24 protein-coding genes are annotated in these 23,766 nt (G+C 53.2%); 8 read left to right on the top strand and 16 right to left on the bottom strand.

Annotated elements, in window-relative coordinates; translation table 11 throughout:
• Positions 1 to 18 precede the first annotated feature (18 nt).
• From tatC to HMPREF1207_RS23655, 3 genes are all read left to right on the top strand, one after another.
• The gene (gene tatC / locus HMPREF1207_RS23665; protein ID WP_009674369.1) at positions 19 to 750 is read left to right on the top strand and encodes a twin-arginine translocase subunit TatC; all 732 of its coding nucleotides are present in this window, start codon (positions 19 to 21) and stop codon (positions 748 to 750) included.
• 44 nt (positions 751 to 794) lie between these two features.
• Positions 795 to 989, top strand: a complete 195-nt coding sequence (gene tatA, locus HMPREF1207_RS23660; RefSeq protein ID WP_009674378.1) for a twin-arginine translocase TatA/TatE family subunit — start codon at positions 795 to 797, stop codon at positions 987 to 989.
• A gap of 285 nt (positions 990 to 1,274) precedes the next feature.
• Positions 1,275 to 1,817, top strand: coding sequence for a 1,2-dihydroxy-3-keto-5-methylthiopentene dioxygenase (locus HMPREF1207_RS23655; protein ID WP_009674340.1), 543 nt, complete (start codon positions 1,275 to 1,277; stop codon positions 1,815 to 1,817).
• 92 nt (positions 1,818 to 1,909) lie between these two features.
• On the opposite strand, the gene HMPREF1207_RS23650 is transcribed toward HMPREF1207_RS23655, so the two are convergent.
• The 3 genes from HMPREF1207_RS23650 to HMPREF1207_RS23640 all read right to left on the bottom strand — a co-directional run bounded on the left by HMPREF1207_RS23650 (position 1,910) and on the right by HMPREF1207_RS23640 (position 3,699).
• Entirely contained in the window at positions 1,910 to 2,722 is an 813-nt protein-coding gene (locus HMPREF1207_RS23650) for an HAD family hydrolase (RefSeq protein WP_009674359.1), read from the bottom strand.
• 38 nt (positions 2,723 to 2,760) lie between these two features.
• Positions 2,761 to 2,943: a DUF896 domain-containing protein gene (locus HMPREF1207_RS23645; RefSeq protein WP_009674341.1), complete on the bottom strand. Its 183-nt coding sequence runs from the start codon at positions 2,941 to 2,943 to the stop codon at positions 2,761 to 2,763.
• A gap of 222 nt (positions 2,944 to 3,165) precedes the next feature.
• Entirely contained in the window at positions 3,166 to 3,699 is a 534-nt protein-coding gene (locus HMPREF1207_RS23640; RefSeq protein ID WP_009674346.1) for a LysM peptidoglycan-binding domain-containing protein, read from the bottom strand.
• Positions 3,700 to 3,843: 144 nt separating this feature from the next.
• Between HMPREF1207_RS23640 and lexA the strand changes: the two genes are divergently transcribed.
• The gene (gene lexA, locus HMPREF1207_RS23635; protein WP_009674317.1) at positions 3,844 to 4,455 is read left to right on the top strand and encodes a transcriptional repressor LexA; all 612 of its coding nucleotides are present in this window, start codon (positions 3,844 to 3,846) and stop codon (positions 4,453 to 4,455) included.
• Between the two features lie 149 nt (positions 4,456 to 4,604).
• Here the strand turns inward: lexA and glnA are convergent, their stop codons facing one another.
• The 5 genes from glnA to HMPREF1207_RS23610 all read right to left on the bottom strand — a co-directional run bounded on the left by glnA (position 4,605) and on the right by HMPREF1207_RS23610 (position 10,483).
• Entirely contained in the window at positions 4,605 to 5,939 is a 1,335-nt protein-coding gene (glnA, locus tag HMPREF1207_RS23630) for a type I glutamate--ammonia ligase (RefSeq protein WP_009674351.1), read from the bottom strand.
• A 29-nt stretch (positions 5,940 to 5,968) separates the two neighbouring features.
• Positions 5,969 to 6,382, bottom strand: a complete 414-nt coding sequence (locus tag HMPREF1207_RS23625) for a MerR family transcriptional regulator (protein WP_009674344.1) — start codon at positions 6,380 to 6,382, stop codon at positions 5,969 to 5,971.
• Positions 6,383 to 6,575: 193 nt separating this feature from the next.
• Positions 6,576 to 7,826, bottom strand: a complete 1,251-nt coding sequence (locus tag HMPREF1207_RS23620) for a methionine gamma-lyase family protein (protein ID WP_009674326.1) — start codon at positions 7,824 to 7,826, stop codon at positions 6,576 to 6,578.
• A gap of 19 nt (positions 7,827 to 7,845) precedes the next feature.
• Entirely contained in the window at positions 7,846 to 9,165 is a 1,320-nt protein-coding gene (hflX, locus tag HMPREF1207_RS23615; protein ID WP_009674337.1) for a GTPase HflX, read from the bottom strand.
• A 352-nt stretch (positions 9,166 to 9,517) separates the two neighbouring features.
• Positions 9,518 to 10,483: an AAA family ATPase gene (locus HMPREF1207_RS23610; RefSeq protein WP_016424033.1), complete on the bottom strand. Its 966-nt coding sequence runs from the start codon at positions 10,481 to 10,483 to the stop codon at positions 9,518 to 9,520.
• A 197-nt stretch (positions 10,484 to 10,680) separates the two neighbouring features.
• Here HMPREF1207_RS23610 and HMPREF1207_RS23605 point away from each other — a divergent pair, with 197 nt between their 5' ends.
• Positions 10,681 to 11,394: a hypothetical protein gene (locus HMPREF1207_RS23605; RefSeq protein ID WP_009674327.1), complete on the top strand. Its 714-nt coding sequence runs from the start codon at positions 10,681 to 10,683 to the stop codon at positions 11,392 to 11,394.
• Between the two features lie 162 nt (positions 11,395 to 11,556).
• On the opposite strand, the gene HMPREF1207_RS23600 is transcribed toward HMPREF1207_RS23605, so the two are convergent.
• Positions 11,557 to 12,471: a hypothetical protein gene (locus HMPREF1207_RS23600; RefSeq protein ID WP_009674366.1), complete on the bottom strand. Its 915-nt coding sequence runs from the start codon at positions 12,469 to 12,471 to the stop codon at positions 11,557 to 11,559.
• Positions 12,471 to 13,481: a lipoate--protein ligase gene (locus tag HMPREF1207_RS23595; protein WP_009674363.1), complete on the bottom strand. Its 1,011-nt coding sequence runs from the start codon at positions 13,479 to 13,481 to the stop codon at positions 12,471 to 12,473. Before HMPREF1207_RS23595 ends, HMPREF1207_RS23600 begins: the two co-directional genes overlap by 1 nt.
• Positions 13,482 to 13,691: 210 nt before the next feature.
• Here HMPREF1207_RS23595 and HMPREF1207_RS23590 point away from each other — a divergent pair, with 210 nt between their 5' ends.
• The 3 genes from HMPREF1207_RS23590 (at position 13,692) to HMPREF1207_RS23580 (ending at position 15,819) form a co-directional block, all read left to right on the top strand.
• Complete coding sequence (locus HMPREF1207_RS23590; protein ID WP_009674371.1) at positions 13,692 to 14,465, top strand: GNAT family N-acetyltransferase; 774 nt, start codon at positions 13,692 to 13,694, stop codon at positions 14,463 to 14,465.
• 45 nt (positions 14,466 to 14,510) lie between these two features.
• A complete protein-coding gene (locus tag HMPREF1207_RS23585) occupies positions 14,511 to 15,380 on the top strand; it encodes an SDR family oxidoreductase (RefSeq protein ID WP_009674322.1) in 870 nt (289 codons plus the stop codon).
• A gap of 217 nt (positions 15,381 to 15,597) precedes the next feature.
• Entirely contained in the window at positions 15,598 to 15,819 is a 222-nt protein-coding gene (locus tag HMPREF1207_RS23580) for a hypothetical protein (protein WP_009674360.1), read from the top strand.
• A gap of 145 nt (positions 15,820 to 15,964) precedes the next feature.
• Here HMPREF1207_RS23580 and HMPREF1207_RS23575 read toward each other — a convergent pair whose 3' ends face one another.
• The 6 genes from HMPREF1207_RS23575 to mutL all read right to left on the bottom strand — a co-directional run bounded on the left by HMPREF1207_RS23575 (position 15,965) and on the right by mutL (position 23,766).
• Positions 15,965 to 16,300 (bottom strand): hypothetical protein, encoded by a 336-nt coding sequence (locus HMPREF1207_RS23575; protein WP_016424032.1) that lies wholly within the window; start codon positions 16,298 to 16,300, stop codon positions 15,965 to 15,967.
• 149 nt (positions 16,301 to 16,449) lie between these two features.
• Positions 16,450 to 19,002 (bottom strand): transglycosylase domain-containing protein, encoded by a 2,553-nt coding sequence (locus HMPREF1207_RS23570; RefSeq protein ID WP_009674374.1) that lies wholly within the window; start codon positions 19,000 to 19,002, stop codon positions 16,450 to 16,452.
• Between the two features lie 152 nt (positions 19,003 to 19,154).
• A complete protein-coding gene (gene hfq, locus HMPREF1207_RS23565; protein WP_009674373.1) occupies positions 19,155 to 19,400 on the bottom strand; it encodes an RNA chaperone Hfq in 246 nt (81 codons plus the stop codon).
• A 56-nt stretch (positions 19,401 to 19,456) separates the two neighbouring features.
• Positions 19,457 to 20,431, bottom strand: a complete 975-nt coding sequence (gene miaA / locus HMPREF1207_RS23560; RefSeq protein WP_009674358.1) for a tRNA (adenosine(37)-N6)-dimethylallyltransferase MiaA — start codon at positions 20,429 to 20,431, stop codon at positions 19,457 to 19,459.
• Positions 20,425 to 21,198: a class I SAM-dependent methyltransferase gene (locus HMPREF1207_RS23555; RefSeq protein ID WP_009674338.1), complete on the bottom strand. Its 774-nt coding sequence runs from the start codon at positions 21,196 to 21,198 to the stop codon at positions 20,425 to 20,427. The genes miaA and HMPREF1207_RS23555 overlap by 7 nt, the downstream gene beginning before the upstream one ends.
• Before the next feature lie 201 nt (positions 21,199 to 21,399).
• The gene (gene mutL, locus HMPREF1207_RS23550) at positions 21,400 to 23,766 is read right to left on the bottom strand and encodes a DNA mismatch repair endonuclease MutL (protein ID WP_009674349.1); all 2,367 of its coding nucleotides are present in this window, start codon (positions 23,764 to 23,766) and stop codon (positions 21,400 to 21,402) included.

Raw genomic sequence — 23,766 nt, 5'->3', positions numbered from 1 at the left:
GAAATGAGGTGACGGCTTATGGACCGGCCATCCGAAATAATCGGTCATCTGGAGGAGCTGCGCAAACGGCTGATTCTAGTGGCAGCCTGGTTTTTGCTGGCTCTGATCGGAGGGCTTTACGTCTCCCCCGCTATTCTGAACGCGGTAAAAGATTCTCCGGCGGCGCTTTCGTTTCACTGGAACGTGTTCGCCCTTCCGGACGGCTTGGCCATTTACATGAAATGCGCCGTTTTGTTCGCCGTCCTGCTCACGCTGCCGCTGCTCTTGTACCAGCTGTGGGCGTTTGTCCGGCCGGGCCTGAGCGAGCAGGAGGCCAAAGGGACGCTGATCTATGTCCCCGCTTCCTTCGCGCTTTTCCTGTCGGGCGCCGCTTTCGGCTACACGGTCGTCCTTCCGATGATGATCCGGTTTATGCAGACCATCAACCGCAGCATCGGGGCCGCCGAGACCTACGGCATCGACCGTTTTTTCGGACTCGTCTTCAACGTCGTGTTCCCGCTCGGGATCGCGTTCGAGCTGCCGCTCCTCGTGCTGTTTCTGACAAGGCTCGGTCTGCTGACGCCCGAAAACTTGCGTAAAACGCGCAAATATACCTACATCGGACTGGCAATCGTCGGGGCTTCGATCTCGCCTCCCGACTTCTTCTCCCACATTGCCGTCACGATTCCGCTGATCGCGCTGTTTGAATGCAGCATTCTTCTGTCCGCCCGCTATGTCCGCAGGATGAACCTGTCCGCCGGAACAAGTTAAGTTCAATTCGGGCACCTAAATCAACCTGGGAAGGAGGCACACCCATGCTCAACAATATCGGCATATCGGGACTGCTCATCATCTTGATGCTGGCCCTCATTTTGTTCGGCCCTTCCAAGCTTCCGCAGCTCGGACGCGCTTTCGGGGATACGCTGCGCGAATTCCGCACGTCGACCAAAGAAATGGTGGACGATGTGGAAAAAAGCATCGAAACGACAGACCGGGATAAACAATCCTGACAGCTTAGAGGATACAACGGGAAGCGGCGCACCCGCCCGTCACACCAAGAAAGCGCATTACGTCCCCTTCACCATCTCGGCTTGTCTCCTTGATCGGAGCTCTATATCGGCAAAAGAAAAGAACGTCTCTCCATCCGGAGGGGCGTTCTTTTCAAATCCCATCGGAAAAGTCGTATTTTTTACCGGGAATCATCGACAGCCGGGAGTTTATCCTCTATAATCAGGTATAAACCTATTCCGACCTACGGGCGGCTATTATTTCCGAGAAAGAAAGAGGGATGAGAAATGGCTGAAATTCATATTCGCAACACGGGTGAACGCATTTCCGGAGAGGAGAATGTCCGGGCGTTTCTGGACCGCCAGGAAGTTTTGTACGAGCACTGGAACCCGACTAAGCTGCCTGCCGACATTCAGGAGAAATTTATTTTGTCCGACGAGGAGAAAGCTCAAATTCTGAGCACCTACGATGAGGAAATCCGCGATCTCGCCAAACGCCGCGGTTACCAGACTTGGGACATCATCGCACTTTCCGACGCGACTCCGAACCTGGATGAGCTTCTTAAAAAATTCGAACAAGTGCATACGCACACCGAGGACGAAGTCCGCGCCATCACGGCCGGTAAAGGAATCTTTATCATCAAAGGTTCCGACGATGTCGGTTATTTCAACGTAGAGCTGGAAGCGGGCGATGTCATTTCCGTACCCGAGCATAAGCCGCACTTCTTCACTCTGATGGACAATCGTCAAATCGTTGCCGTCCGCCTCTTTATCGAAACCGAAGGCTGGATTGCCCACCCGTTCGAGGATCCGACTTTTCAAAAAGCATAAGACGCCTCAAGCCGGATAACGGCGCTTACTCATTTGAACTTATAAAAGAAAAAACCCGCCGCTCGTTTTTAAACGAGCGGCGGGTTTTGTTTCTATCCCGATATTTGAACTTCCCGCTCCGCTTCCAGTATACCCCGGATGTCGCGAAGAGAGGTAATTTCAAACGTTGGCTTGGCTTCTCCGTTAAAGAGCATGCCATGCCGGTTAATCCACATGTTCTTCATCCCGCAGCGGAAGGACCCGAGAATATCGGTCGTCAGTTTGTCGCCTACCATCACACATTCCCCGGCTTGTAGACCGAGAAGCTCCATGGCGTGATTGAAAATCGTGACGGCCGGCTTACCGTCTCCGAAATCGCCGGAGATCACGATGTGATCGAAGTAAGGAGCCAGCTCCGGGACTCCCGCCAGTTTTTCGCGCTGCAGATCAGGGGATCCGTTCGTCAGCAGGAGCAATTTGTAAGATTTCTTAAGCTCGGCGAGCACTTCGAACGTCTCTTCGTAAACGATGGGACGAGATCTCCGTTCGGCAGGAAACTGCTCGGCGAGCCGCGCTCCCAGCTCCGGATCGTTAACGCCGAGAGCAGCGAGTCCCCGGGTCCACGCTTCTTTGCGGTAACCGGGCGCCAGAGCCTGCAGCTTGCGGAACTCTTCCTGCTTTCCTTCCGTAAAGTTGGCCCACAGCCCTTCAAACGGGTTGATTCCGATGTGCTGGGTGAAAGGAAACGTTTCGTAGGCTTCATACAAAGCGCGTGCTTCCTTGCGTACGGAAGCTTCCAACTCCGCGGGATTCACATCCGCATGGCGGGCCGCTTCCTCACAGGTAGCCTGAAACGCCTCCTTCACACTCCGGTCATCCCAGAGCAGAGTGTCGTCCAAGTCGAACAAAATTGCTTTTACCGTCATCTTATAGATCCCCTTTACTGCCTCAGGTGGCCGATGATTTATTGTTCATCCGTATAATGGATGGAATCCAACTGACCTCTTAGCTGTGTTTTCATAGCTGCAATATATTCTTTACGCAGTTCGTTGCGCTCTTCAAGCTCAGCTTCCGATAATCCGACGCTTTTTGCTTTCCGGGCCAACTCATTAATGCGCTGTACTTTAAGTTGGAAACTGTCACTCATACGTAAACCTCCTATTCAGCCGTTCAATATCTTATACTTTGCCATTCGCTATGGGGATTGTCAAGAAGCTGCCTGACTTAAACAGACACGATAAAACGATAAAAAGACATATCCTGTCAGGACATGTCTTTCGATTATCCGATATTTTCATTTCGATCCGTTAACGGCCTGCGGATAGGGCATGCAGATACTTGCAGATAAACCTTCTAATAGAAGAAAGACTTACGGCAGCTTGATGACATCCCCTGCTTTAAGGACGTCTCCTGCGGATAATTGATTGACCTTGCGCAGCTTGTAAATATACGCCCGTACATCAGAACCTTCCGGAGCTTGAGTCGCAGCGATACTCCACAGGGTGTCCCCTCTTTGTACGATGACGGATGGCTCTGCGCTCTCCTGCTTGTTAAAAGCCGTAGCCTGACGTTCTCCGTCGGCCTGGCTGTTCTCGCCGCTCGCGAACGCTTGAACCATAATGCCGCAGCTGAAGGCGATCAGCAGCACAATCGCGATTACGGCCGTGCGGACGATATTACGATTAGAGTTCTTCACATATCGAACATTCGTTCTCTCCCCTGCTTTAAGGGCACCCTGTTCGTCCTTGAAATCGGAGACACGTGACGTAAAACGGCTGCTGTTCTCCCGATGATCATTCGATTTATTAACCGCCGTTGGATGCGGTGAAGCCTTGTCAGTCGCGGGTTGATCCCCGCTTCTTGTATGTAAGGATAGTTCCGGATTGGCAAAGTATGCATTCATCAATAACGCCTCCAAACATTTGTTCTGTTTTGAATTTAACACGAACGAATGTTTGTGTCAACGCATTTTTTCGAACTTATGTTTGTACGAACTCCGGTTCTGTGCTATACTTTAGGTAATTTATACATACTGGAGTGATACGTAATGGGCAAGGTCTCGCAGCGCCAACTGGCCATCCTTGAATTTATCAAGAATGAAGTGAAAGATAAAGGCTATCCGCCATCCGTCAGAGAAATCGGGGAAGCCGTAGGTCTGGCATCCAGCTCGACGGTGCACGGGCATCTCGAACGTCTGGAGAAGAAGGGGCTGATCCGCCGGGATCCGACGAAACCGAGAGCCATCGAGATTACGGACGGGGATTCCGATTTCGCGCTTTCCATCGCACAAGTCCCTCTCATCGGCAAAGTAACCGCAGGTATGCCGATTACGGCTACCGAGAACATTGAAGACTACTTCCCTCTTCCGATGCACCTCGTAAGCGATTATAACGTGTTTATGCTTAATGTCGTGGGCGAGAGCATGATCGAAGCCGGCATTCACAACGGAGACATGGTGATTGTCCGTCAGCAGCAAACGGCGAACAACGGAGACATCGTCGTCGCCATGACCGATGAAGACGAAGCGACGGTGAAGCGTTTCTACAAAGAACGCGATCATATCCGTCTGCAGCCCGAGAATTCCACCATGGATCCGATTTTGCTCAATAATGTGACGATTCTGGGCAAAGTGATTGGTCTGTTCCGCAATATCCATTAATCCGGCCTTGGCAATGGAGCTGCCTATTACGCTAATAACATAGAAGAACCCGCAGAAATTGCTTTCTGCGGGTTCTTTTTTATGAAGCAGCCCGGGAGCTGATCTTATGATCTTGGATACCAACCTTCGATCCGCCTTACCCGGCTATCTTAGTATAGCGTCATGTACTGCTCGCGTTCCCAAGCGTGAACTTGAGTGCGGTACATGTCGTACTCGATTTCTTTCAGTTCCACGAAATGCGCAAGCGCGTGTTCGCCCAGCGCGTCGCTGATTACTTCGCTTTTGAGCAGCTCGTCAAGCGCTTCTCTAAGGTTGCCCGGCAGGCTAGGGATCCCCTGCTCGATACGCTCTTCTTCGGTCATCACATAGATGTTGCGGTCAGTCGGAGGCGGCAGCTGAGTTTTTTTCTTGATGCCGTCCAGACCCGCTCTCAGCAGAACCGCCAGAGCCAGGTACGGGTTAGCCGCCGGATCCGGGTTACGAACTTCAACACGCGTGCTGAGGCCGCGGGAAGCCGGAATACGGATCATCGGACTGCGGTTGCTCGCAGACCAGGCTACGTAACAAGGTGCTTCGTATCCAGGCACGAGACGCTTGTAAGAGTTGACGGTCGGGTTTGTAATCGCTGCGAATGCACGGGCATGTTGCAGGACACCGGCCATGAAGTGACGAGCGTCTGCGCTGAGACCCAGCGGATCTTTCTCGTCTACGAATGCGTTCTCTTCGCCTTTGAACAAAGACTGGTTGCAGTGCATACCGGAACCGTTTACGCCGAAGAGCGGCTTCGGCATGAACGTTGCGTGCAGGCCATGCTGTCTGGCGATCGTTTTAACGACAAGTTTAAACGTCTGAATCTGGTCGGAAGCTTTAATCGCATCCGCATATTTAAAGTCGATTTCGTGCTGTCCCGGAGCCACTTCGTGGTGGGAAGCCTCGATCTCGAAGCCCATTTCTTCCAGCTTAAGTACAATTTCGCGACGGCAGTTCTCGCCAAGATCCGTAGGAGCCAGGTCAAAGTATCCGCCTTGGTCGTTCAGTTCGAGGGTCGGATTGCCTTTCTCGTCGGTTTTGAACAGGAAGAATTCCGGCTCGGGACCTACGTTCATCGACGTGTAGCCCATTTCCTCGGCTTCCTTCAGAGCACGTTTCAGAATTCCGCGCGGATCGCCGGGGAAAGGAGTACCGTCAGGCAGATAAACGTCGCAGATCAGACGGGCAACTTTGCTTTCCGTCACCCAAGGGAAGATGACCCACGTATTCAGATCCGGGTACAGATACATATCGGATTCCTCGATACGCACGTAACCTTCGATGGACGAACCGTCGAACATCATTTTGTTATCAAGCGCTTTTTGAAGCTGACTGACCGGGATTTCCACGTTTTTGATCGTGCCAAGGAGATCGGTGAATTGAAGACGGATAAAACGGACGTTCTCTTCTTTGGCGATTCGTAGAATATCCTCTTTTGTGTAAGAAACTGTCATAAACTTCTCCTCCTCTTACCCCATGCTTTTTATTTTGGAAAAAATCGGGATAACTCACCTTGAATCAGCGATACCTGACCCGGACGTTTGCCTCCGCCGAGCAGCTGCTGCTTCAACATTTTGTGCAGCTGGGTGTCTGTCAGTTCTTTGCGTTTCACTTCGGTTTGTTCGGTAATAACGGTAGCTTCCTCGGAGTCTTTGGAGATCGGCAGCAGCACTTGTTTAATGCCCGCAATGTTAACGCCTTTCTCAATCAGATCCTTGATCTCAAGCAGTCTCTCCACATCGTTGAACGAATACAACCGCTGGTTGCCGGAGGTTCTTGCCGGGATCACGAGTTCGTGCTGCTCATAGTAACGAATTTGTCTGGCTGTCAAATCGGTCAGTTTCATCACAATACCGATCGGAAAAAGAGCCATATTTCTGCGGATATCATCACTCATGATCGATTCACTCCTGAACGTTAAGTTCTGCTCTTATTGTAAAGGAAAGTACGGAAACATGTCAAGTCATGTTAGATTAATTTACAAGAGAAAATAAAACAGACATTTTGGCCCCCTAAAAAGCCGAAATGTCTGTTTGTTTTCCGCTTTTCGCGGATTATCTTCCTGCTTTTGCCCGAACCTCACATGACATTTATAGCAGGCCCCGCTCCTTCATATGCTGCAAAGCCGTCAGCACGCCCAGTTTACAGTGGGAATAGGTCAAACCGCCTTGCATATAGGCGATATAAGGCTCCCGGATCGGCGCGTCGGCGGACAATTCCAGGCTTCCCCCTTGGATGAAGGTGCCCGCCGCCATAATGACCGGGTGTTCGTACCCCGGCATATCCCATGGCTCCGGCGTCACATGAGCGTCTACCGCCGATGCCCGCTGAACCCCCTGCACGAACGTGATCAGATGCTCGGCGCTCGTGAACTCGATCGCCTGAATCAGATCCGTGCGGGGATCTTCCGGTCTCGGCCGGGTTTTGAAGCCGAGCCGCTCGAAAACGGCCGCGGCGACCACCGAGCCTTTCACGGCTTGTCCGACGAGATGGGGGGCCAGGAACAGCCCCTGATACAGCGAGCGGGTCGTTCCCAGCATGGCTCCGACTTCGCCCCCGATTCCCGGCGCCGTCAGCCGGTAGGCCGCCATCTCGACAAGCTCTTTGCGGCCGGCGATATAACCGCCCGAAGCCGCAAGCCCGCCTCCCGGGTTCTTGATCAAAGACCCGGCGATGAGATCAGCTCCGACTTGGTTGGGCTCCAGCCGTTCGGTAAATTCGCCGTAGCAGTTGTCGACGAATACGATCAGATCCGAACGGATGCTTTTCACAAGTTCCACCATCTCCCCGATGGCCGCAACGGTAAACGACGCCCGCCAGTCGTATCCTCTCGAACGCTGGATGCCGATGACTTTCGTTTTCGGCGTAATCGCCGCACGGATGCCGGCTTCGTCGAGGGAGCCGTCAGCCAGGAGGGGAACCTCCCGGTAGCCGATCCCGAAGTCCTGGAGAGAACCGGTGCCGTCTCCCGGCTTCCCGATTACTTTATGCAGCGTATCGTAAGGCTTGCCCGTGATGTACAGCAGCTCGTCCCCCGGCCGTAATACGCCGAAAAGCGCCGTGCCGATCGTATGGGTCCCCGATACGAAATGAGGACGCACGAGCGCGGCCTCCGCGCCGAACACTTCCGCGTACACGAGATCAAGCAGCTCGCGTCCTCTGTCGTTGTAGCCGTAACCCGTAGAAGAAGCGAAGTGATAATCGCTTATGCCCTGGTTTTGAAAAGCGGCGATAACCTTCCACTGGTTGTGGTCGATCGTCCGTTCAATCTCACGGAAGCGCGGCTGAACGCCTTCCTCCGCCTGTTCCATAATGGCCATGATGTCTGAATCAAATTGCATATCGTCCGTTCCCTCTCCCTTATTCTCCCTGCTTATCCTGTTTGTCCTTCTCTTCCTTAACTTCGTAAGGAGCAAGCAGATACTGCACTTTATCGTAATCTTCCTTGTTAATGTTCACCCGGAACGTCAGTACATCTTCCTCCGCCCCGCTTTCCGCCACGTCGCCTACCCGGTACACAAGAGCGATGATATCTCCCTTATCCGCAGGAATACGGAACGTGCGGCTGTCTCCCATCAGCGTTTCCTGAATCAGGAGTCTTACTCTTTCCTGGTCTGCCTCGTCATAGGCGGAGATCCGCAAGTGCGGCAGGTTTGTCGTCAGCATTTGAAGCTCCTGCTCCGTGCACAAGTCGATCTTGTTAAAAAGCACCGCCTGAGGCTTGCCGCTCGCGCCCAAATCGCCAAGCACTTCATTCACTACCCGCATCTGCTCCTCGCGCATCGGGCTGGAGCTGTCCACGACGTGAAGCAGAAAGTCGGCTTCGCAGGCTTCTTCCAGGGTGGCCCGGAATGCCGCTACTACATCGTGGGGCAGATTCTGGATAAAGCCTACCGTATCGGTCAGCACGACCTCCTTGCCGCTCGGAAGCTCCAGCGTGCGGGAAGTCGGATCGAGCGTGGCGAACAGCTCGTTCTGCACGTACACATCCGCGTTGGTCAATTGGCGCAGGAGGGTCGATTTACCCGAGTTCGTGTACCCCACAAGAGCCACCTGGTAGACACCGGTTTTGCGCCGGCGTTCGCGGTGCAGCGTGCGGTGGCGGACCATCTCCTGAAGGTGCGCCTTCAGCTCGCCGATGCGCCCGCGGATGTGACGGCGGTCCGTCTCCAGCTTGGACTCGCCGGGGCCTCTTGTCCCGATGCCCCCGCCGAGACGGGACAAGTTCTTGCCGTGTCCCGACAGCCGCGGAAGCAGGTAGCTCAGCTGCGCCAGCTCCACCTGCACGATCCCTTCGCGGGTGCGGGCGCGTCCGGCAAAAATATCGAGGATCAGCTGCGTCCGGTCGATAATTTTGACGTCCAGCGATTCCTCCAGGTTGCGGACCTGCGCGCCCGACAGCTCCTGGTCGAAGATCGCCGTCGTCGCCTGGTGCTCATCGATCAAGGCCTTCAGCTCTTCGACCTTGCCTTTGCCGATAAACCATTTCGTATCGGCGCTTTCCCGGTTCTGCGTCAACGTTTCCAGCACTTCGACGCCGGCCGTTTCCGCCAGCTGGATCAGTTCCTGCAGAGAGTAAGCCACGAGTTCTTCGTGCTTTTTCATTTTATCCGTGACCAGACTCACAAGAATAGCGCGGTCTTTCATTCCGGTTCTGACTTCATGACCTGTTTGTTTCATGCCGTGTCTCCTTCTGGGTATATGTATCGCCATATTAGTGGGAATTATAGGCTCGTTAGGGGATCTAAATCATCATTATCTCTCATTATTACCTTTTTTACAAAGGTATTCACCAATTTCTTTTGCGTCCGGGGAGGTCTCATCCTTTCATCGCCTATAAGGGGTCTTTTCCCGCAGCGTTAAGGCGGATTTAAGGCGGAAAAGGACAAACGGCTGCCAAATAAAAAAACTTATCTTTTTGCAGATAAGTTTTTTCGCCCTTCGCGGGACGGATCGTGCTTCCTAGCTTTAGTCGGCGGTTTTCATGTCAGCCATTACGCCGTTTTATCCGTACACTCCCCATTTCGGTGAATTAAGAAACGCCGTACTCCATTTTAAGCTTATTTTCCGACGCCGTCACATCTTGAGGCAGGATCTCCATCAGGTCCTGCTTGGACGGCTTTTTGTACCGGCTTAATAACCGGACCGCCTGATTTCTTATCGATTTCTCAATCACGTTGCGTACGAACCGCGCATTATTGAAGTTAAGGCTCGTTTCCTTTTCCATAATAATGATGTCCCTCAGTTTATTGACCGATTCGAGGCGCATGGTGTAGTCACGCTCGTTAATCATCAATTCCGCGATTTGAATAAGCTGATCCACATTATAATCCGTAAAATCAACTTGAATCGGAAAACGCGAAGGCAGCCCCGGATTCGTCGATAAAAAATAATCGATTTCGTCGGGATACCCGGCGAGAATCAATATAAAATCATTTTTGTGATCCTCCAGGCTTTTTACGAGACAGTCGATAGCCTCCTTGCCGAAATCCTTTTCCCCGCCTCTTGCCAGACTGTAGGCTTCATCGATAAAAAGAATGCCGCCGAGCGCTTTTTTAATCAAATCCCTCGTCTTGATGGCCGTATGCCCGATATATTCTCCGACGAGATCGGCACGCTCCACCTCGATCAAATGACCTTTGCTAAGAACCCCCAGGCTCTTAAACAACTTGGCCAGTATTCTCGCCACGGTCGTTTTTCCCGTCCCCGGATTGCCTTTAAAAATCATATGGTAAACCTGCGAATTATCTTTAAGTCCGGCTGCGCTTCTCAACTTGTTGATATGCAGGGTAGCGTACATTTGATAAATAAGATCTTTCACTTCCTGCAGGCCGATCATCGTGTTCAGTTCCTTAAGCGTTTCGTTGAACGTTTCGGATTGGATGTCCAAAGTCGTGCTTTCCGGTTCCTGTATAAGTGGCGCAGCCTCTTGACTGTTGAACACAATATTGATCTGCGAATTGCTTCTGACCGTTATTCGTCTTGAAGTTGCGTCCATTCTCCTCACCTCTTTCGTAATTATATGCAGGGAAGGAACGCGGTCATGCAACAAACTTGGCGGCGGGACGGGCGGGTATTTTAAGGGAGGCTGCGACCAGGATAACGAGTGCCCAAACCAATCGTATATTTGTCATATGTTGGAATATATGTTAAAGTCGCCTTGTATTTTCATCTTTTTTTGGGGGAAGTGAGTCCATGAAGAAATTAGTTTCGGCATTGCTTGCGGCAGCTGCTCCGGCAGTCTCTCCGGTCACTACGGCTTATGCGGCAGTTACAGAATCCGAGTATACGGATGCCGTGAGCGGTATCCGGTTCAGCACGTTCAGCATTCTCTCCGAGCACCGGGGAATCACCGATGCGGCCGTTCAGTATACGGATCCTCAATTTAAACAAAAGAGCCCTATCCTGCAAAGCAAACTTTCTCTCCCGCCGGTAGAACAAATTTCCGAAATTTATGATCACTCCGTCTATTCCGACGCTGGAACGAGCATAACCGGTATGGAACCCAGCCCGAGAGAAAATGACATTTTTCTAGTGTCCACCGCTCGCGGCAGCAGTAATACCATAACCGAGCCTAAGCAAATAAGCGCTTCTCTGCAAATTAGCGGAGTACATAACAGCGGTATCGCCAGTCTTGTAAAGCTGGCCGTAATCGGAACCGCTTCGGGAGAACTCATCTATGTGTGGCCAAATTCCAAGGTGTACACGGCACCGGAAACAGTTCCTTTTCATCGTGATTATTATGGAGCCGTCCAATACGTCCCCTATTCAACACAGGTTCGTCAGACCGATATTTATAAACAATATTACAAATCCATTTATATAAGAGAGGTTCAACATGACCGGGGGATTGTTGAAACTGTTTCTTCCAAAGCCCCGAAAACTATAGAATACTCTATTGATTTTTAGAGCCCCCCTTAAACGGGCTTAACTCGGGTTTAAACTTTCGTTTTCCTTATCGCAAAAAGTTTCATAAAAAAGCCGGACTATTGTCGGTTTAACCATAAAAAAGAGGGGCTCCTCCGCCCCTCTTTCCTCTATAATTAGATTTTTACCGGCTTAACGAAATCATCAATCGCGCTCTTCCGTGCCTTCAGCTTGCTCCAACCGACCGGATTCGTCCTCTGCCGAAGCGTCACGATTTTCGTCTTCCTCCGGCACCGCGGATATTTGCTCCGAAGCTCGGCCGCCTGCCGCGTCCAAATAAAGCGAATCCAGATCGGCACGCCAATCCGCCACGAAGTAGAGAATATACTCCGAAGGCACGCCTGCCATGTCCGCCTGATCCCAATCCCCAGCTAAGTCGGTGAGCCTCAGATCTTCTCCCTTATAGGGTCCCGAGGCAAAAAAATCATTCGCCCAGTTCAGCTGGAAAAGATGGCCGTCATGCGCCTGAACCGCAGTAGGCGCGTAGCCCATCCGGATCTCCTGCGCCCGGGACGTGGCCAGCCGGACATCGGCCGGAAGCGTATAAGGAGACGGCTCCACGCTTGCGACCTCGTCGCAAAAACGGATGCGGCGTCCGTCCTGCCACAAATCAATCGGTGGCCGGCTTTGAAAGCTGACGTACGCCATGTCGAACGTTTCGCCGCGCACGGTCGTCACCCTACAGGGGACTTCCGCGGAAGTCCGGCCGCCCGCGATGCTGCCTTGAGCCGTGGCCCCGATTTTCCCCAGCTCGTCCCAAATTTCATCGGATACCTCGTAGGTACCCGCATTCCAATGCTCCACCAGCCCGGCTTTGGAAGGGTGAATATACGACATCATAATGCCGTCCCTGCCCAGGTACCATCTGCTGCCGCAATTTTCACACGCGTATTCCCAGCCGTGCTTCAGTTGTCTCTCGATCTTGAGCGCCCGCTGCACCTGCTTCGACTCGGCATCATGGCCGTGCTGGAACCGGGCCCAGTTAAAAGAAATGTACTTTTTGCCGCTGCACTGGGGACATGCCGCCGGAGGCGATGATTTGCGGGAAAGACGAGGCATTACGCCTCCTCTCCTTTCAAAGTCAGCAGCCCGATAAATTCTTCCTTGCCGACCGCGCCGAAATAGGCGGTAATATCCGTCCCCTCGAGAGCCTGTTCCAGCGACAAGGTATCGTACTTCACACCGGTAAGCAGGCGTTCGATTTCTTCGACATCTTTGACCCCGAAGAAGTCCCCGTAAATTTTCATTTTACCGATACGGCCTTCCTCCAGATTCATCCGTACATCAATCGTTCCCGCCGGAAAACGCTTGGAATTGACGAGCTCGCTTTTCGGCGATTTGCCGTAATTCCAATCCCAGTTGCCGTAGCGCTCCGCCGAAAGCTCGTGGATCGCCTCCCAGTCCTTCTCCGTTAAAACATACTGGGGCACTTCCGATGCGCTCATACCGAAAATAGTTTCCAGAAGCTCTTGTCTGAATTCTTCGATCGTCATGGGCTTCTCAAGAAATTCCGTAATGTTGGCCACACGGCTGCGGATGGATTTGATGCCTTTGGATTGAATTTTGTCCGCTTTGACCCGGAGCGCCGAAACGACATGCTCGATATCGGACTGAAAAAGCAGCGTTCCGTGGCTGAACAAGCGCCCTTTCGTCGCGAACATGGCGTTGCCCGAAATTTTGCGTTCTCCCACCTGAATATCGTTGCGTCCGCTCAGCTCGGCATCCACACCGAGCTTGCGCAGGGCTTGTACAACGGGCTCCGTGAATTTACGGAAGTTATGGAACGATTCGCCGTCATCCTTGGTGATGAAGCTGAAATTCAGATTGCCGTGATCGTGATAAACGGCTCCGCCTCCCGACAAACGTCTGACGACGTGAATCCCGTTCTGTTCCACATACTCCGTGTTGATTTCCTCCACCGTGTTCTGATTTTTCCCTATAATAATGGAAGGCTCGTTTATGTAAAAAAGCAGATAGGTTTCGTCTGCGGGCAAATTTTTGAGTGCATATTCCTCTATCGCCAAATTGATTTGCGGTTTTGTAATGGATTGATTGTCGATAAACAGCATAGGGACCTCCACAGCGTTTTTCTTTTATTTTAAATCATTTTTGTCGAAAAAGATATTTTCATGCCGGGGGCGGATCTGATCATGAAAATGCTTGAATAAAAATTAAGAACGATGTATTTTTATACATAACTATGCATGTTTATAAGATGCCGGCTCGTTTAATTGTTTTCCCTGTGTGGTAAAGACGAGTTAGGTCAAGGAGATGACCCGATGAGAACAAAGATGGATTGGCTCGCTTTGGAAAAATGGGCGGCAAACCAATGGCCGCCGGAGGAAAGTGAAGCGCTTGGCCATTGGCGCCTGAGAGCGTCGGGCGGGTTTACGAAGCGCGCTAACAGCGTGCTTGCCGTCGGAGAACTGCCGGGCAATCTTGACTGGTACGAGCGGATATGCCGCTTCTATTCGGACCGCGGACTGCCGGCCGTGTTTCATATCAGCGATTCGTCGCCGCCGGAGCTGGATCTCATGCTGGAAGACAAAGGCGGCATCGTAACGGCCCCCTGCTTCGGCATGATGGCTCCGGCAGCAGAAATGAACGCGAGGCTGCGTCCGTATCAAGACCGTACCGACGTCGCCGCCGAGCTGCTTGCGGCCCCGGACCCGGCATGGATAGAAGATTACATGCTGTTGGAGGGTCATGCCGCCGAAGCACGCTCCTTCTACGAAGGTCTGCTGGAACGCATGCCCGCTCCGAAGGTCTTCGTCCGTCTGATGTCGGACGATGGAGAGACCGTCGCACTGGGTACGGCCCATGCCTCCGACGGATGGGCGATTTTGTCCAATATCATTGTCCGGGAAGACCGCCGGGGACAAGGCTTCGCGAAAGCGCTTCTGGCTCATTTGGCTGCCTGGTGTGCCGACAACGGCGCCCGGTCGGTCTTTCTGCAGGTGCTGCAGGACAACGCGGCCGCTCTTCATCTGTATGAAAGCGCAGGATTTAAGCCCGAATTCAGGTACCATTACAGGGTTTTGCAGCAAGATTGATTTTTTTCAAGGAAGGTCAGCTAGAATAGAAAGGAGACGGTTTTCATGACGACGAACAATGAGCAGAAGCAGACATTCCCTCCGCAGCATCAGAACAATCAACCCGGTATCGAGACGCAAATGACTCCTCAGCCGCAATTCGAGGACAGCAAATACAGGCCGGCCGGCAAGCTTAAAGGCAAGGTCGCGCTCATTACCGGCGGTGACAGCGGGATCGGACGGGCAGTCGCCGTCGCTTACGCACAAGAAGGGGCGGACGTGGCCATCGTTTACTTAAGCGAGCATTCGGATGCAGAGAAAACCAAGTCCCTTGTAGAGCAGGAGGGCCGCAAATGCCTTCTGATTCCCGGAGACCTCGGAGACGAATCCTTCTGTAAAAAGGTGATCGATCAGACCGTCAGCGGGCTCGGCAAGCTCGACATTCTCGTCAACAACGCGGGAGAGCAGCATCCGCAGAACAGCCTTGAAGATATTACGGCGGAGCAGCTCGAAAAAACGTTCCGAACCAACATTTTCTCGATGTTCTTCCTTACGAAGGCGGCTCTCCCTCATCTAAAAAGAGGAAGCGCCGTTATCAACACGGCTTCCATCACCGCTTATAAAGGAAACCCGACGCTGATCGACTACTCGTCCACCAAAGGGGCCATCGTTTCCTTTACCCGCTCGCTCTCCCAATCCGTTATCGAAAAAGGGATCCGCGTAAACGGCGTAGCACCGGGACCGATCTGGACCCCGCTTATTCCTTCCACCTTTACGAAGGACAAGGTAGCTGCTTTCGGTTCGGATACACCTATGCAAAGAGCCGGACAGCCCGAAGAGCTCGCTCCGAGCTACGTCTTCCTTGCTTCGGACGACTCTTCTTATATGTCGGGGCAAATTCTTCACGTCAACGGCGGCACCGTCGTTAATGGTTGACCCGATACCGGCAGCGGATTAACGATAAAAACTGACGCAGAGACATTCTCTCGTCAGTTTTTTGCTGTCCGGGTCCGGATATCTTGACAATTCTGTTAAAATCCAAAAAAAGACAGGAATATTTCTGTCGAATTGTCCGATATGGGTTGTCTTTTATTGGTAAATGGGGTATCTTACTAGAGTAGCAAAAATTTGATAGAGAAAGGAGGCGACAAAGATGGAAAAAATGTGCATGCAAATGATGATGACCATGTGTATGGATGAAATGATGTGCAAAATGAACACCATGAAATCCATGATGGACAGCATGATGCAAATGAACATGATGTCTGAAATGAATATGGATATGGACATGATGATGGGCAAAATGCAAGAGTGCGACGAGAAAATGACGATGATGATGAAGATGATGAGCGAAATGAAACAAATGTCTATGTAATCCGGACTTTCTAACTGAATCCCCTATTCATCCCACAATGAGTAGGAGCATCATCTCGGCAGAGCGGACGACCGCATGTCTTTTTTTTTGCCTTTTTAAGGCTTTCCGCCGTAAGAAGCCGAATGAACTTCAAAACATGCCAGTCTTACTTGACCGCTAATATTTTCTTCGATATTTCAATCCTCTGCGATTTAAGAACCCATACCTGCTCCCGGATCGTTTCAATCTGAGTGCTGTCCTTGCTCTGCCTCAGCTGTTCGAACAGCTCCAGCATTTTCAGATTGATCGAATCATACATCTTCCAAAGATCTTGCCTCAACCTCGCCCGAATTTCCTGCTGGACGTAAATGTCTCTGAACTTGAGCGATTCCATTATCGCTTGCTGCCACTCTGTATCTCCAAGGGAGCCGGCGTAATTATACAGATCCAGATGATCATCTACCCATTTACGGGACCATTCTTGTACAGAGGGGGTTCGCATGACCATCAGCTCCTTCAGCACCTTATACCTAGTATTATACTGGGATTAATAAGAAATACAAGAGGCGAATTGAAATAATTGACAACTATTTTCACCTCATAAAAAAACACCCCTCACTTGTTAAGTAAGGGATGTTGAATGTACGGCTGCTAGCCGTTATTTTGCTGCCGGTCATCGTCTCTGGAACCCGAGGTTCCCGATCCTGCCGGTTCAGACGGCGTTGGGGTCGGTGTCGGTGAAGCAGTCCCGCCGGAACTGCCGCCGTTTCCTGTGCCGCCGCCCGTATTGCCCGGATTTTTATCTTTGTCCTTGTCTTTATCTTTACCGGGGTTGCCGTTTCCATTGTTATTGCCGTTGTTATTGCCGTTGCCGTTGCCGTTGTTATTGCCGTTTCCATTCCCGTTGTCGTTTCCGTTATTGTTTCCATTGCCGTTCTCTCCGTTGTTGTTGCCGTCCGGATTGGAAGGCGTCGGAGTCGGCTCCGTTCCCGGAATGGTAACGGACGCAACGTTGGATTGAACCCCTGCGGCATCCCCGTTGGCCGGAACGACATAGTACTCGTAAGTGCCGCCGGGCTGGACGGTTTGATCCATGTATTCCGTTGAGTTGGAAGGCGTAAGCTGGCTGAAGTCGGTTTCCCCCGGTCCTTTGCGGAAGACCTGGTAGGCGCTTGTTCCTTCGGCAGCCGTCCAGCTCAAGCGCACGCCGCTGTTTTGCCAGCCTGCTCTCAAATCCGTCACGCTCTTCTTCTCTTGGACCGGAGGCTTCTCCTGCTCGATTTGTTTGCCTCCGCTCGGACGCTCGAAATCTTTTACAGGAATGCCTTTCATCGCTTCGGCCATGACGGCGCTAAAGACCATGTTGGCGCGATCCGAATAATTTTTGCGGATATAGTGCTTCGAATCCGTCTTATCGAAACCGGCCCAGACGGCTCCGGTCCACTGAGGCGTATAACCGACGAACCAGATATCGCGGTAGTGGGATTCCAGCCCCTTCAAATCGAGCTGGGTCGAACCTGTTTTACCGGCGAGAGGACGGCCGAAATCCGCTTTTACACCCGTTCCGCCGCTGGTTACGACTTCTCTCATCATTTGAGTCATATACCAGGATGTTTTCTCGCTCATCACTTTCTTCGGCTCGGCTTTATAATCGATTGCGGTTCCGTCGCTTTTCTCGATTTTCAAGATCGCGTGTCCCTGATTATAAACGCCGTTGTTCGCAAAGGCCGCATAGGCTTGCGCCATCTGCAGCGGAGACTCCCCTTTGGTCATACCGCCCAAGGCGATGGCCAGGTTATTGTCGTTTTCGTCGAACGTAATGCCGAGCTGCTTGGCGAAATCTTTACCGGTGCTGATGCCGATTTTGCTTAACGTCCAAACGGCCGGAATGTTTTTGGATTTCTTGATGGCATAGGTCATATCGACTTGACCCAGATACTGCCCGTCATAGTTTCTCGGGGCGTATTTGCCGAATTCCTGCTTCGTATCGTCCAGCATGGATGTAGGCACGTAGCCCTTCTTCTCGATCGCCGGCGCGTAAACAACCAGCGGTTTAAACGAGGAGCCCGGCTGCCGCGGCTTAAACGCACGGTTCCACGTTCCCGATTTATAGTCCCGGCCGCCTGTCATCGCGACGATCCCGCCGCTGGCGTTATCGATAATGACCATCGAACTCTGCATCGGCTGCTCCGGTCCGTCCGGCTGGAACAGCTTCGCGTTCGTGTACGCCTTATCCATCGCTTTCTGAGCCGTGCTGTTCAGCGTCGTATAAATTTTATACCCGCCGTTGGAGATCTGCTCGTCCGTGACCCCGTATAAATCGTAGGCCTCTTTGATTACGTAGTCGCGGAAGCTCGGGAACAAGTCGCTTTGCGCAACCGGTGTCTGCGTCTTCGGATCGTAATCGACTGCCGCCGCTTGGGCCCGTTCCTCTTCGGTGATCAAGCCTTGATCCGCCATGAGTCTGAGGACGACGGTTCTGCGGTCTTTCGACGCCTCGGGATCCGAGATCGGCGAATACTTCGAAGGTGCTTTCGGAAGACCCGCCAGCGTAGCGATTTGCCACAGCTGCAGGTCCTTCAGTTCGGTCACGCCGAAATATCGTTTCGCCGCGGCTTTTACCCCGTAAGCCTGGCTGCCGAAATAAATGCGGTTGAGATATTTCTCCAGAATTTCATTCTTGGTGAACTGGTTGTCGATGGCCAATGCAATGGACATCTCAGTCCCTTTGCGGAAGAACGTCTTATCCGAGTTCAGGAATACGTTCTTCGCCAGCTGCTGAGTGATTGTGCTCCCGCCTTCAACGGCGCTGCGTGCAATAACGTCTTTGACGACCGCACGGCCGAGCGACCAGAAATCAACCCCGGCATGCTCGAAAAAGCGCCGGTCTTCCGTTGCCACGAAAGCATTCACAAGCTGCTTTGGAAACTGATCGAACTTAACGTTCTCGCGGTTCTCCTTAATGACCTTGGCGATTTCCTGTTTGTCGGCATCATAAATAACCGAAGCACCCAGGGCATCGTCCAATTTGTCTATGTTCGCATTAAGGATTTTAAGACCATTCAAATAAACGACTAAATAAATGCTCATCGCGCATATGAGCGCAAGAAGGGCGGCAATAATCACACCCAATATAACCTTCGTCGCATTCCCCTTTTTTTTCGGTTTCTTGCCTTTCGAAGGCGTTTTACTGCTTGCTGCCATCAACGCTCCCTCTCTTTCTGTGCATGGCTCTCTTTGGGGCAGGCTGCCTTGCAAAAGTGTCACACTAGTAAAAGAACAACCCTATAAAATAAGGTTGTTCCGGACGGTTCTGTAATTTAGACGAAGCAGGTAAACAAAAAGTTGCCGATCGTTTATTCGGCAGCGGACTGCTCAGGCGCCGGCATCAAAGATACGGAACGCTGAGGCGTAAACGTGGAGATGGCGTGCTTGTACACCATTTGCTGTCTGCCGTCGCTGTCGATAATGATCGTAAAGTTGTCAAAAGCGCGGATCAACCCTCTGATTTGAAACCCGTTGGTCAAGTATACGGTAACGGGAATGCTTTCTTTACGGAGCTGGTTCAGAAAATTGTCCTGAATATTGATCGATTGTTTCATCAGAAGGTCCCCCTTAACATAATCAAACTAAGCCAAGTCTAAAAGCAAGCGTTTGCTTATGCATTATATTCGTTATCGTGTACAAACTTTCCTGTTATTATAGCATGGAAATGTTCGAGATGCCCAGAAAAGTTTGCGGTATCCGTGACGTCTATCCACTGGATATCCTTCATGTGACGGAACCAGGAAAGCTGCCTTTTGGCAAAGTGTCTCGTGTCCCGTTTCAAGAGTTCAATCGCTCTTTCCAAGGAGATCTCCCCGTCCAGGTAAGAGACCATTTCCTTGTATCCGAGGCCCTGCATCGCAACCGATTGGCGGGGCACTCCGCTTTCGAGCAGACTTTTCACTTCATCAACCAGCCCTTCGGCCATCATGATGTCGATTCTCTCTTCGATGCGCCCGTACAGCAGCTGACGGTCCATGGTCAGTCCGACTATACATAGTTCGTAAGGGGATTCTTTTTTCTGGGCGGCGTTATGGGCCGATAACGGTTTTCCCGTCAGATGATACACTTCCAGCGCGCGGATAACGCGCCGCCGGTCGTTGGGATGCAGTTTAAGCGCGGAATCCGGGTCCACCTCGGCAAGCGTCCGGTGGAGAGCTTCATCTCCATGCTCCTCCGCGAACCGATTCTTCTGCCGGCGAAACTCTTCATCCGCCCCGGCTTCCAGAAACTGATACTCGTAGCAGACGGATTCCACGTAGAGTCCCGTCCCGCCGACGAGGAAAGGAAGTTTCCCCCGCTCCGTAATCTCAGGCACAAGCTGCCTGACTCGCTGCTGAAACTCGGCGACGGAGTAAGGGTAACCGGGATCGTGAATATCGATCATATGATGAGGGACTGCGGCCCTCTCTTCGGGCGTCGCTTTCGCGGTCCCGATATCCATCCCTCTGTAAACCTGCATGGAATCCCCGGAAAGGATCTCGCAGTTCCACTGCTCCGCTATTTCAAGGCTCAGCTTTGTTTTGCCGACCGCAGTGGGGCCGATCAGAACAAGCAGCTTCGGTTTGGCGCCTTGGCTGTTCAGCATCGGATCACCCCGTATGCCAGCTTGCTGCCCGTAGGGACGGTCTCCCGGAAACCGAGTCGGTCGAATTCTCCGCTTTGCCGGCCTTCCTTGAGGATGACGCAGCGCCGGGCGACACGCCGGGCTTCTTCCACGGCGGCCGCTTCCAGAGGGCGGTCGTCCGCCGCACTGCGCAGAGGCGACAAACCCGAAGACTCCTGGATCGGCGCCCGGAACATCGGATCGAAATACACGATGTCGCAGCTGTTGTCCTCCATGGCGCGCAGCCCGTCAAGATGATCTCCCTGCCGGATGGCGACGCGCCTCATGGCGGTGTCGAATTCGGCTTCTCCCGTCCGGTAGGACTCCAGGCCTTGCTCAAGCAAATAGGCCAGAACCCGGCCGTGTTCCCAAGCCGTTACGGAACCTTCTTCCCCCACTGCGAAGGAAAAAAGGATCGAATCGGAAGCGAGTCCGGCCGTGCAGTCTACAACGGCATCGCCGCGGTCCGCTCCCGACAATTGAAGAAGCGGATCGGAAGAACCCTGCCGAAGCCGTTTGTAGCGGACCAAGGCCATGCTCGGATGGAAAAAGAGCGCGTGAGGACCGCCGAAGTCATATTTTAAGCCTTCCTTCGTAATCAGAAGGATTTCGTTTTCTCCGAAACGCGAACGCAATCCGGAAAGCGTCAGCCGTTTTCGCGGTACAAAGCGGCCGCCCAGCGTCCGGGCTGCGGCGATCGCTTTGTCCACGTCTTCGGAGGCTGGGTCGTACGATGTGGTTACAAGCACAACATTCCCTCATTATCCGTTAGCGAGTTTTAAGCCGATGACGGGACGGTCGCCGTTCCGCCAAAGGACATGTACACCATATCACAAAGTCTTTCCGCACGTCAAAACGCGTGTTCGCATCGTTTCAAACAGGCAGCAGGCCGGAAAAGCGTGCTGTAACAGGGCATTTGCCGTTTCAATCAAGCGGATGGATGCCAACTTTTACATGACGCGTTTGAACATTTTCTCCAGCTCGTAGGTCGAAAACGAAATGACGATCGGTCTGCCGTGAGGACACGTGTAAGGATTGCCGCATCCGCCCAAGCGGTCAAGCAGCGCTTCCATTTCCACGGTACTCAGACTCTGGTTGGCTTTGATCGAAGCTTTGCAGGAACATAGAGTGGATGATTTTTCACGCAGCTTGGACAGGTCCACTCCCTTGCGCTCCGTCAAAATCCATTCGCACATTTCCTCTACGATTGCCTGCTCGTCTCCTGCCGGAAACCAGTGCGGATAGGCTCTCACCAGGTACGTATTACCCCCAAAAGCTTCCAGATAAACGCCTACCTGCTCCAAAAGCGGCAGCTTGTCCCGAAGGGCTTGAAAATCCGCCGAAGTAAACTCCAGCGGGATCGGAACAAGGAGTTCCTGGCTAGCTTCCTGGGGTTCTCCGAACTTGGTGTAGTAGTATTCGTAATTAATCCGCTCGTGAGCAGCATGCTGGTCGATCATATAAAAGCCCGCTTCGTTCTGGGCGAGCAAATACGTGCCGTGGAGCTGGCCGATCGGCGAAAGCGATGGGAAATCCGGCCGCTTGAGCGCTTCCTTGTCGCTGCGCGTCGGCAGCGCGGCAAGCAGACTCCCCGCCGCTTCGCGGGAGTATGGCCGGTCGTCCTGCGCGGGTGCGCGGCCGGCACGGCCTCCCCCGGCGGCTGCCCCGCCGCGCGGCTGGCCGACGTAAGCCCCGGAGTCGTACGGAGCGCCGTAGGGCTCCGCTGCGGACGGCCGGGATTGCGGCTCGCCCAGGCGGGAAGCCCCCGCTTCCCGCGCAGCAGACGCGGGCACGCTGCCCGGACCGCCCGGGACTGCCGCGTCCGAGGCGAAGCCTGAGCGCCGGTCGGCCGCTGCTCCCGGCGCGGACGAGCCCGCGGCTTCGCTGCCGGCGGCCTGCGCTCCCGCGCTGCCCGGCGGCCTGAGCGCCGCTTCCGCTCCGGGCTGAGCGCCGGTTGTCCCGTCAGCGTGGGGCTGCTGCTCCCGCCTGCCGGCGCTGTCCGGTGCGCCGGCCTCCGCCGCGGAGCCTGCCGATCCGGCTCCGCTTTCAACGGCGGAATCGGGCGGAGCAAGCGAGTCGAGCGAAGCCAGGCTGCGCCGGCGCTCGTCCGCCTCTTGGGCGGTGTCACTCCCTTCCCCGGCCCCTTCGCGGTTGTCCGCGGAAGCCGGAGCTTGTCCATCCGCGGGGACGGACAGCTGTTCTCTCCACTGCGCCGGTGTAGTTCCCTGCTTCAGCAAGGGATCCGCCTCCGGGCGGTACAGCGTCATCGTCTCTTGAACGAACGATTCCTTGATCCGTGCGGAAGCCTGGACGCCTTTCGGAATAAGAACCTGACGCCCCAAAGCTTCCTTGATCATGTCCTCGATCATTTTTACCAGCTCCGGCTCTTTACTGAAACGGACTTCAAGTTTGGACGGATGCACGTTCACATCCACAAGAGAAGGATCCATCTCAATATGCAAAACGACCACCGGAAAACGGTTGATCGGAAGAAGCGTATGGAATCCGTTCATAATGGCATGCTGAACGGCAAAACTCCTCACGTACCGCCCGTTCACCATAATGGACATGGCGCTGCGGTTCGCCCGGTTCAGCTCGGGACGGGAGATATAGCCGGAAATTTTGTAATCCAGGCTCTCTCCTCCGACCGCGATCATCTGCTTGCCGACAGCCGACCCGTACACGCCCGCGATAACTTGAAGCAGGTCGCCGCCGCCGAGTGTTTGCAGCAGGCTGTTGCCGTTATGCTTCAAGGTAAAAGCGATTTCCGGGTGCGCCAGCGCGAGCCGGTACATATAGTCGGAAATATGACCCAGCTCCGTCTGGATGGTTTTCATATATTTCAGCCGGGCAGGTGTGTTGTAAAACAGCTCTTTGACCGAAATATCCGTCCCTTTGCGGGCGGACGTTTCTTCCTGCGTAACGACGTCCCCGCCTTCCACGGCAAGCTTGCGCCCGAGACCGCTGCCGTCCGTCGACGTCACGAATTCCGTCTTGGAAACGGCCGCGATACTCGGCAGCGCCTCACCGCGAAATCCCAAGGTGCGGATGGAAAAGAGATCTTTGCCCGACTGAATTTTGCTCGTCGCATGGCGGTAGAAAGCCAGCTCGCAATCCTCGCTCTCGATTCCGGAACCGTTATCGGTTACGCGGATGAGCTGCAATCCGCCTTCTTCCGCCACGACATCGATGCGGCTGCTTCCGGCGTCAATGGAGTTCTCTACCAGTTCCTTCACGACCGATGCCGGACGCTCTACTACTTCGCCAGCTGCGATTTGGTTGGCGATATGCTCGTCAAGAAGCCGAATTTTGCCCAT

Source organism: Paenibacillus sp. HGH0039 (assembly GCF_000411255.1).
Classification (GTDB): domain Bacteria; phylum Bacillota; class Bacilli; order Paenibacillales; family NBRC-103111; genus Paenibacillus_F.
This window is presented reverse-complemented; position numbering and strand designations above follow the sequence as displayed.

Coding starts and splice junctions, on each gene's coding strand:
- HMPREF1207_RS23580 (WP_009674360.1), top strand. CDS start 15,598: ATGGAAAAAATGTGCATGCAAATGATGATGACCATGTGTATGGATGAA.
- HMPREF1207_RS23645 (WP_009674341.1), bottom strand. CDS start 2,943: ATGAGTGACAGTTTCCAACTTAAAGTACAGCGCATTAATGAGTTGGCC.
- hfq (WP_009674373.1), bottom strand. CDS start 19,400: ATGAAACAATCGATCAATATTCAGGACAATTTTCTGAACCAGCTCCGT.
- HMPREF1207_RS23570 (WP_009674374.1), bottom strand. CDS start 19,002: ATGGCAGCAAGCAGTAAAACGCCTTCGAAAGGCAAGAAACCGAAAAAA.
- HMPREF1207_RS23625 (WP_009674344.1), bottom strand. CDS start 6,382: ATGAGTGATGATATCCGCAGAAATATGGCTCTTTTTCCGATCGGTATT.
- HMPREF1207_RS23575 (WP_016424032.1), bottom strand. CDS start 16,300: ATGCGAACCCCCTCTGTACAAGAATGGTCCCGTAAATGGGTAGATGAT.
- mutL (WP_009674349.1), bottom strand. CDS start 23,766: ATGGGCAAAATTCGGCTTCTTGACGAGCATATCGCCAACCAAATCGCA.
- HMPREF1207_RS23640 (WP_009674346.1), bottom strand. CDS start 3,699: ATGAATGCATACTTTGCCAATCCGGAACTATCCTTACATACAAGAAGC.
- HMPREF1207_RS23585 (WP_009674322.1), top strand. CDS start 14,511: ATGACGACGAACAATGAGCAGAAGCAGACATTCCCTCCGCAGCATCAG.
- HMPREF1207_RS23595 (WP_009674363.1), bottom strand. CDS start 13,481: ATGCTGTTTATCGACAATCAATCCATTACAAAACCGCAAATCAATTTG.
- HMPREF1207_RS23600 (WP_009674366.1), bottom strand. CDS start 12,471: ATGCCTCGTCTTTCCCGCAAATCATCGCCTCCGGCGGCATGTCCCCAG.
- HMPREF1207_RS23605 (WP_009674327.1), top strand. CDS start 10,681: ATGAAGAAATTAGTTTCGGCATTGCTTGCGGCAGCTGCTCCGGCAGTC.
- HMPREF1207_RS23620 (WP_009674326.1), bottom strand. CDS start 7,826: ATGCAATTTGATTCAGACATCATGGCCATTATGGAACAGGCGGAGGAA.
- glnA (WP_009674351.1), bottom strand. CDS start 5,939: ATGACAGTTTCTTACACAAAAGAGGATATTCTACGAATCGCCAAAGAA.
- HMPREF1207_RS23650 (WP_009674359.1), bottom strand. CDS start 2,722: ATGACGGTAAAAGCAATTTTGTTCGACTTGGACGACACTCTGCTCTGG.
- tatC (WP_009674369.1), top strand. CDS start 19: ATGGACCGGCCATCCGAAATAATCGGTCATCTGGAGGAGCTGCGCAAA.
- lexA (WP_009674317.1), top strand. CDS start 3,844: ATGGGCAAGGTCTCGCAGCGCCAACTGGCCATCCTTGAATTTATCAAG.
- HMPREF1207_RS23590 (WP_009674371.1), top strand. CDS start 13,692: ATGAGAACAAAGATGGATTGGCTCGCTTTGGAAAAATGGGCGGCAAAC.
- tatA (WP_009674378.1), top strand. CDS start 795: ATGCTCAACAATATCGGCATATCGGGACTGCTCATCATCTTGATGCTG.
- HMPREF1207_RS23610 (WP_016424033.1), bottom strand. CDS start 10,483: ATGGACGCAACTTCAAGACGAATAACGGTCAGAAGCAATTCGCAGATC.
- hflX (WP_009674337.1), bottom strand. CDS start 9,165: ATGAAACAAACAGGTCATGAAGTCAGAACCGGAATGAAAGACCGCGCT.
- miaA (WP_009674358.1), bottom strand. CDS start 20,431: ATGCTGAACAGCCAAGGCGCCAAACCGAAGCTGCTTGTTCTGATCGGC.
- HMPREF1207_RS23655 (WP_009674340.1), top strand. CDS start 1,275: ATGGCTGAAATTCATATTCGCAACACGGGTGAACGCATTTCCGGAGAG.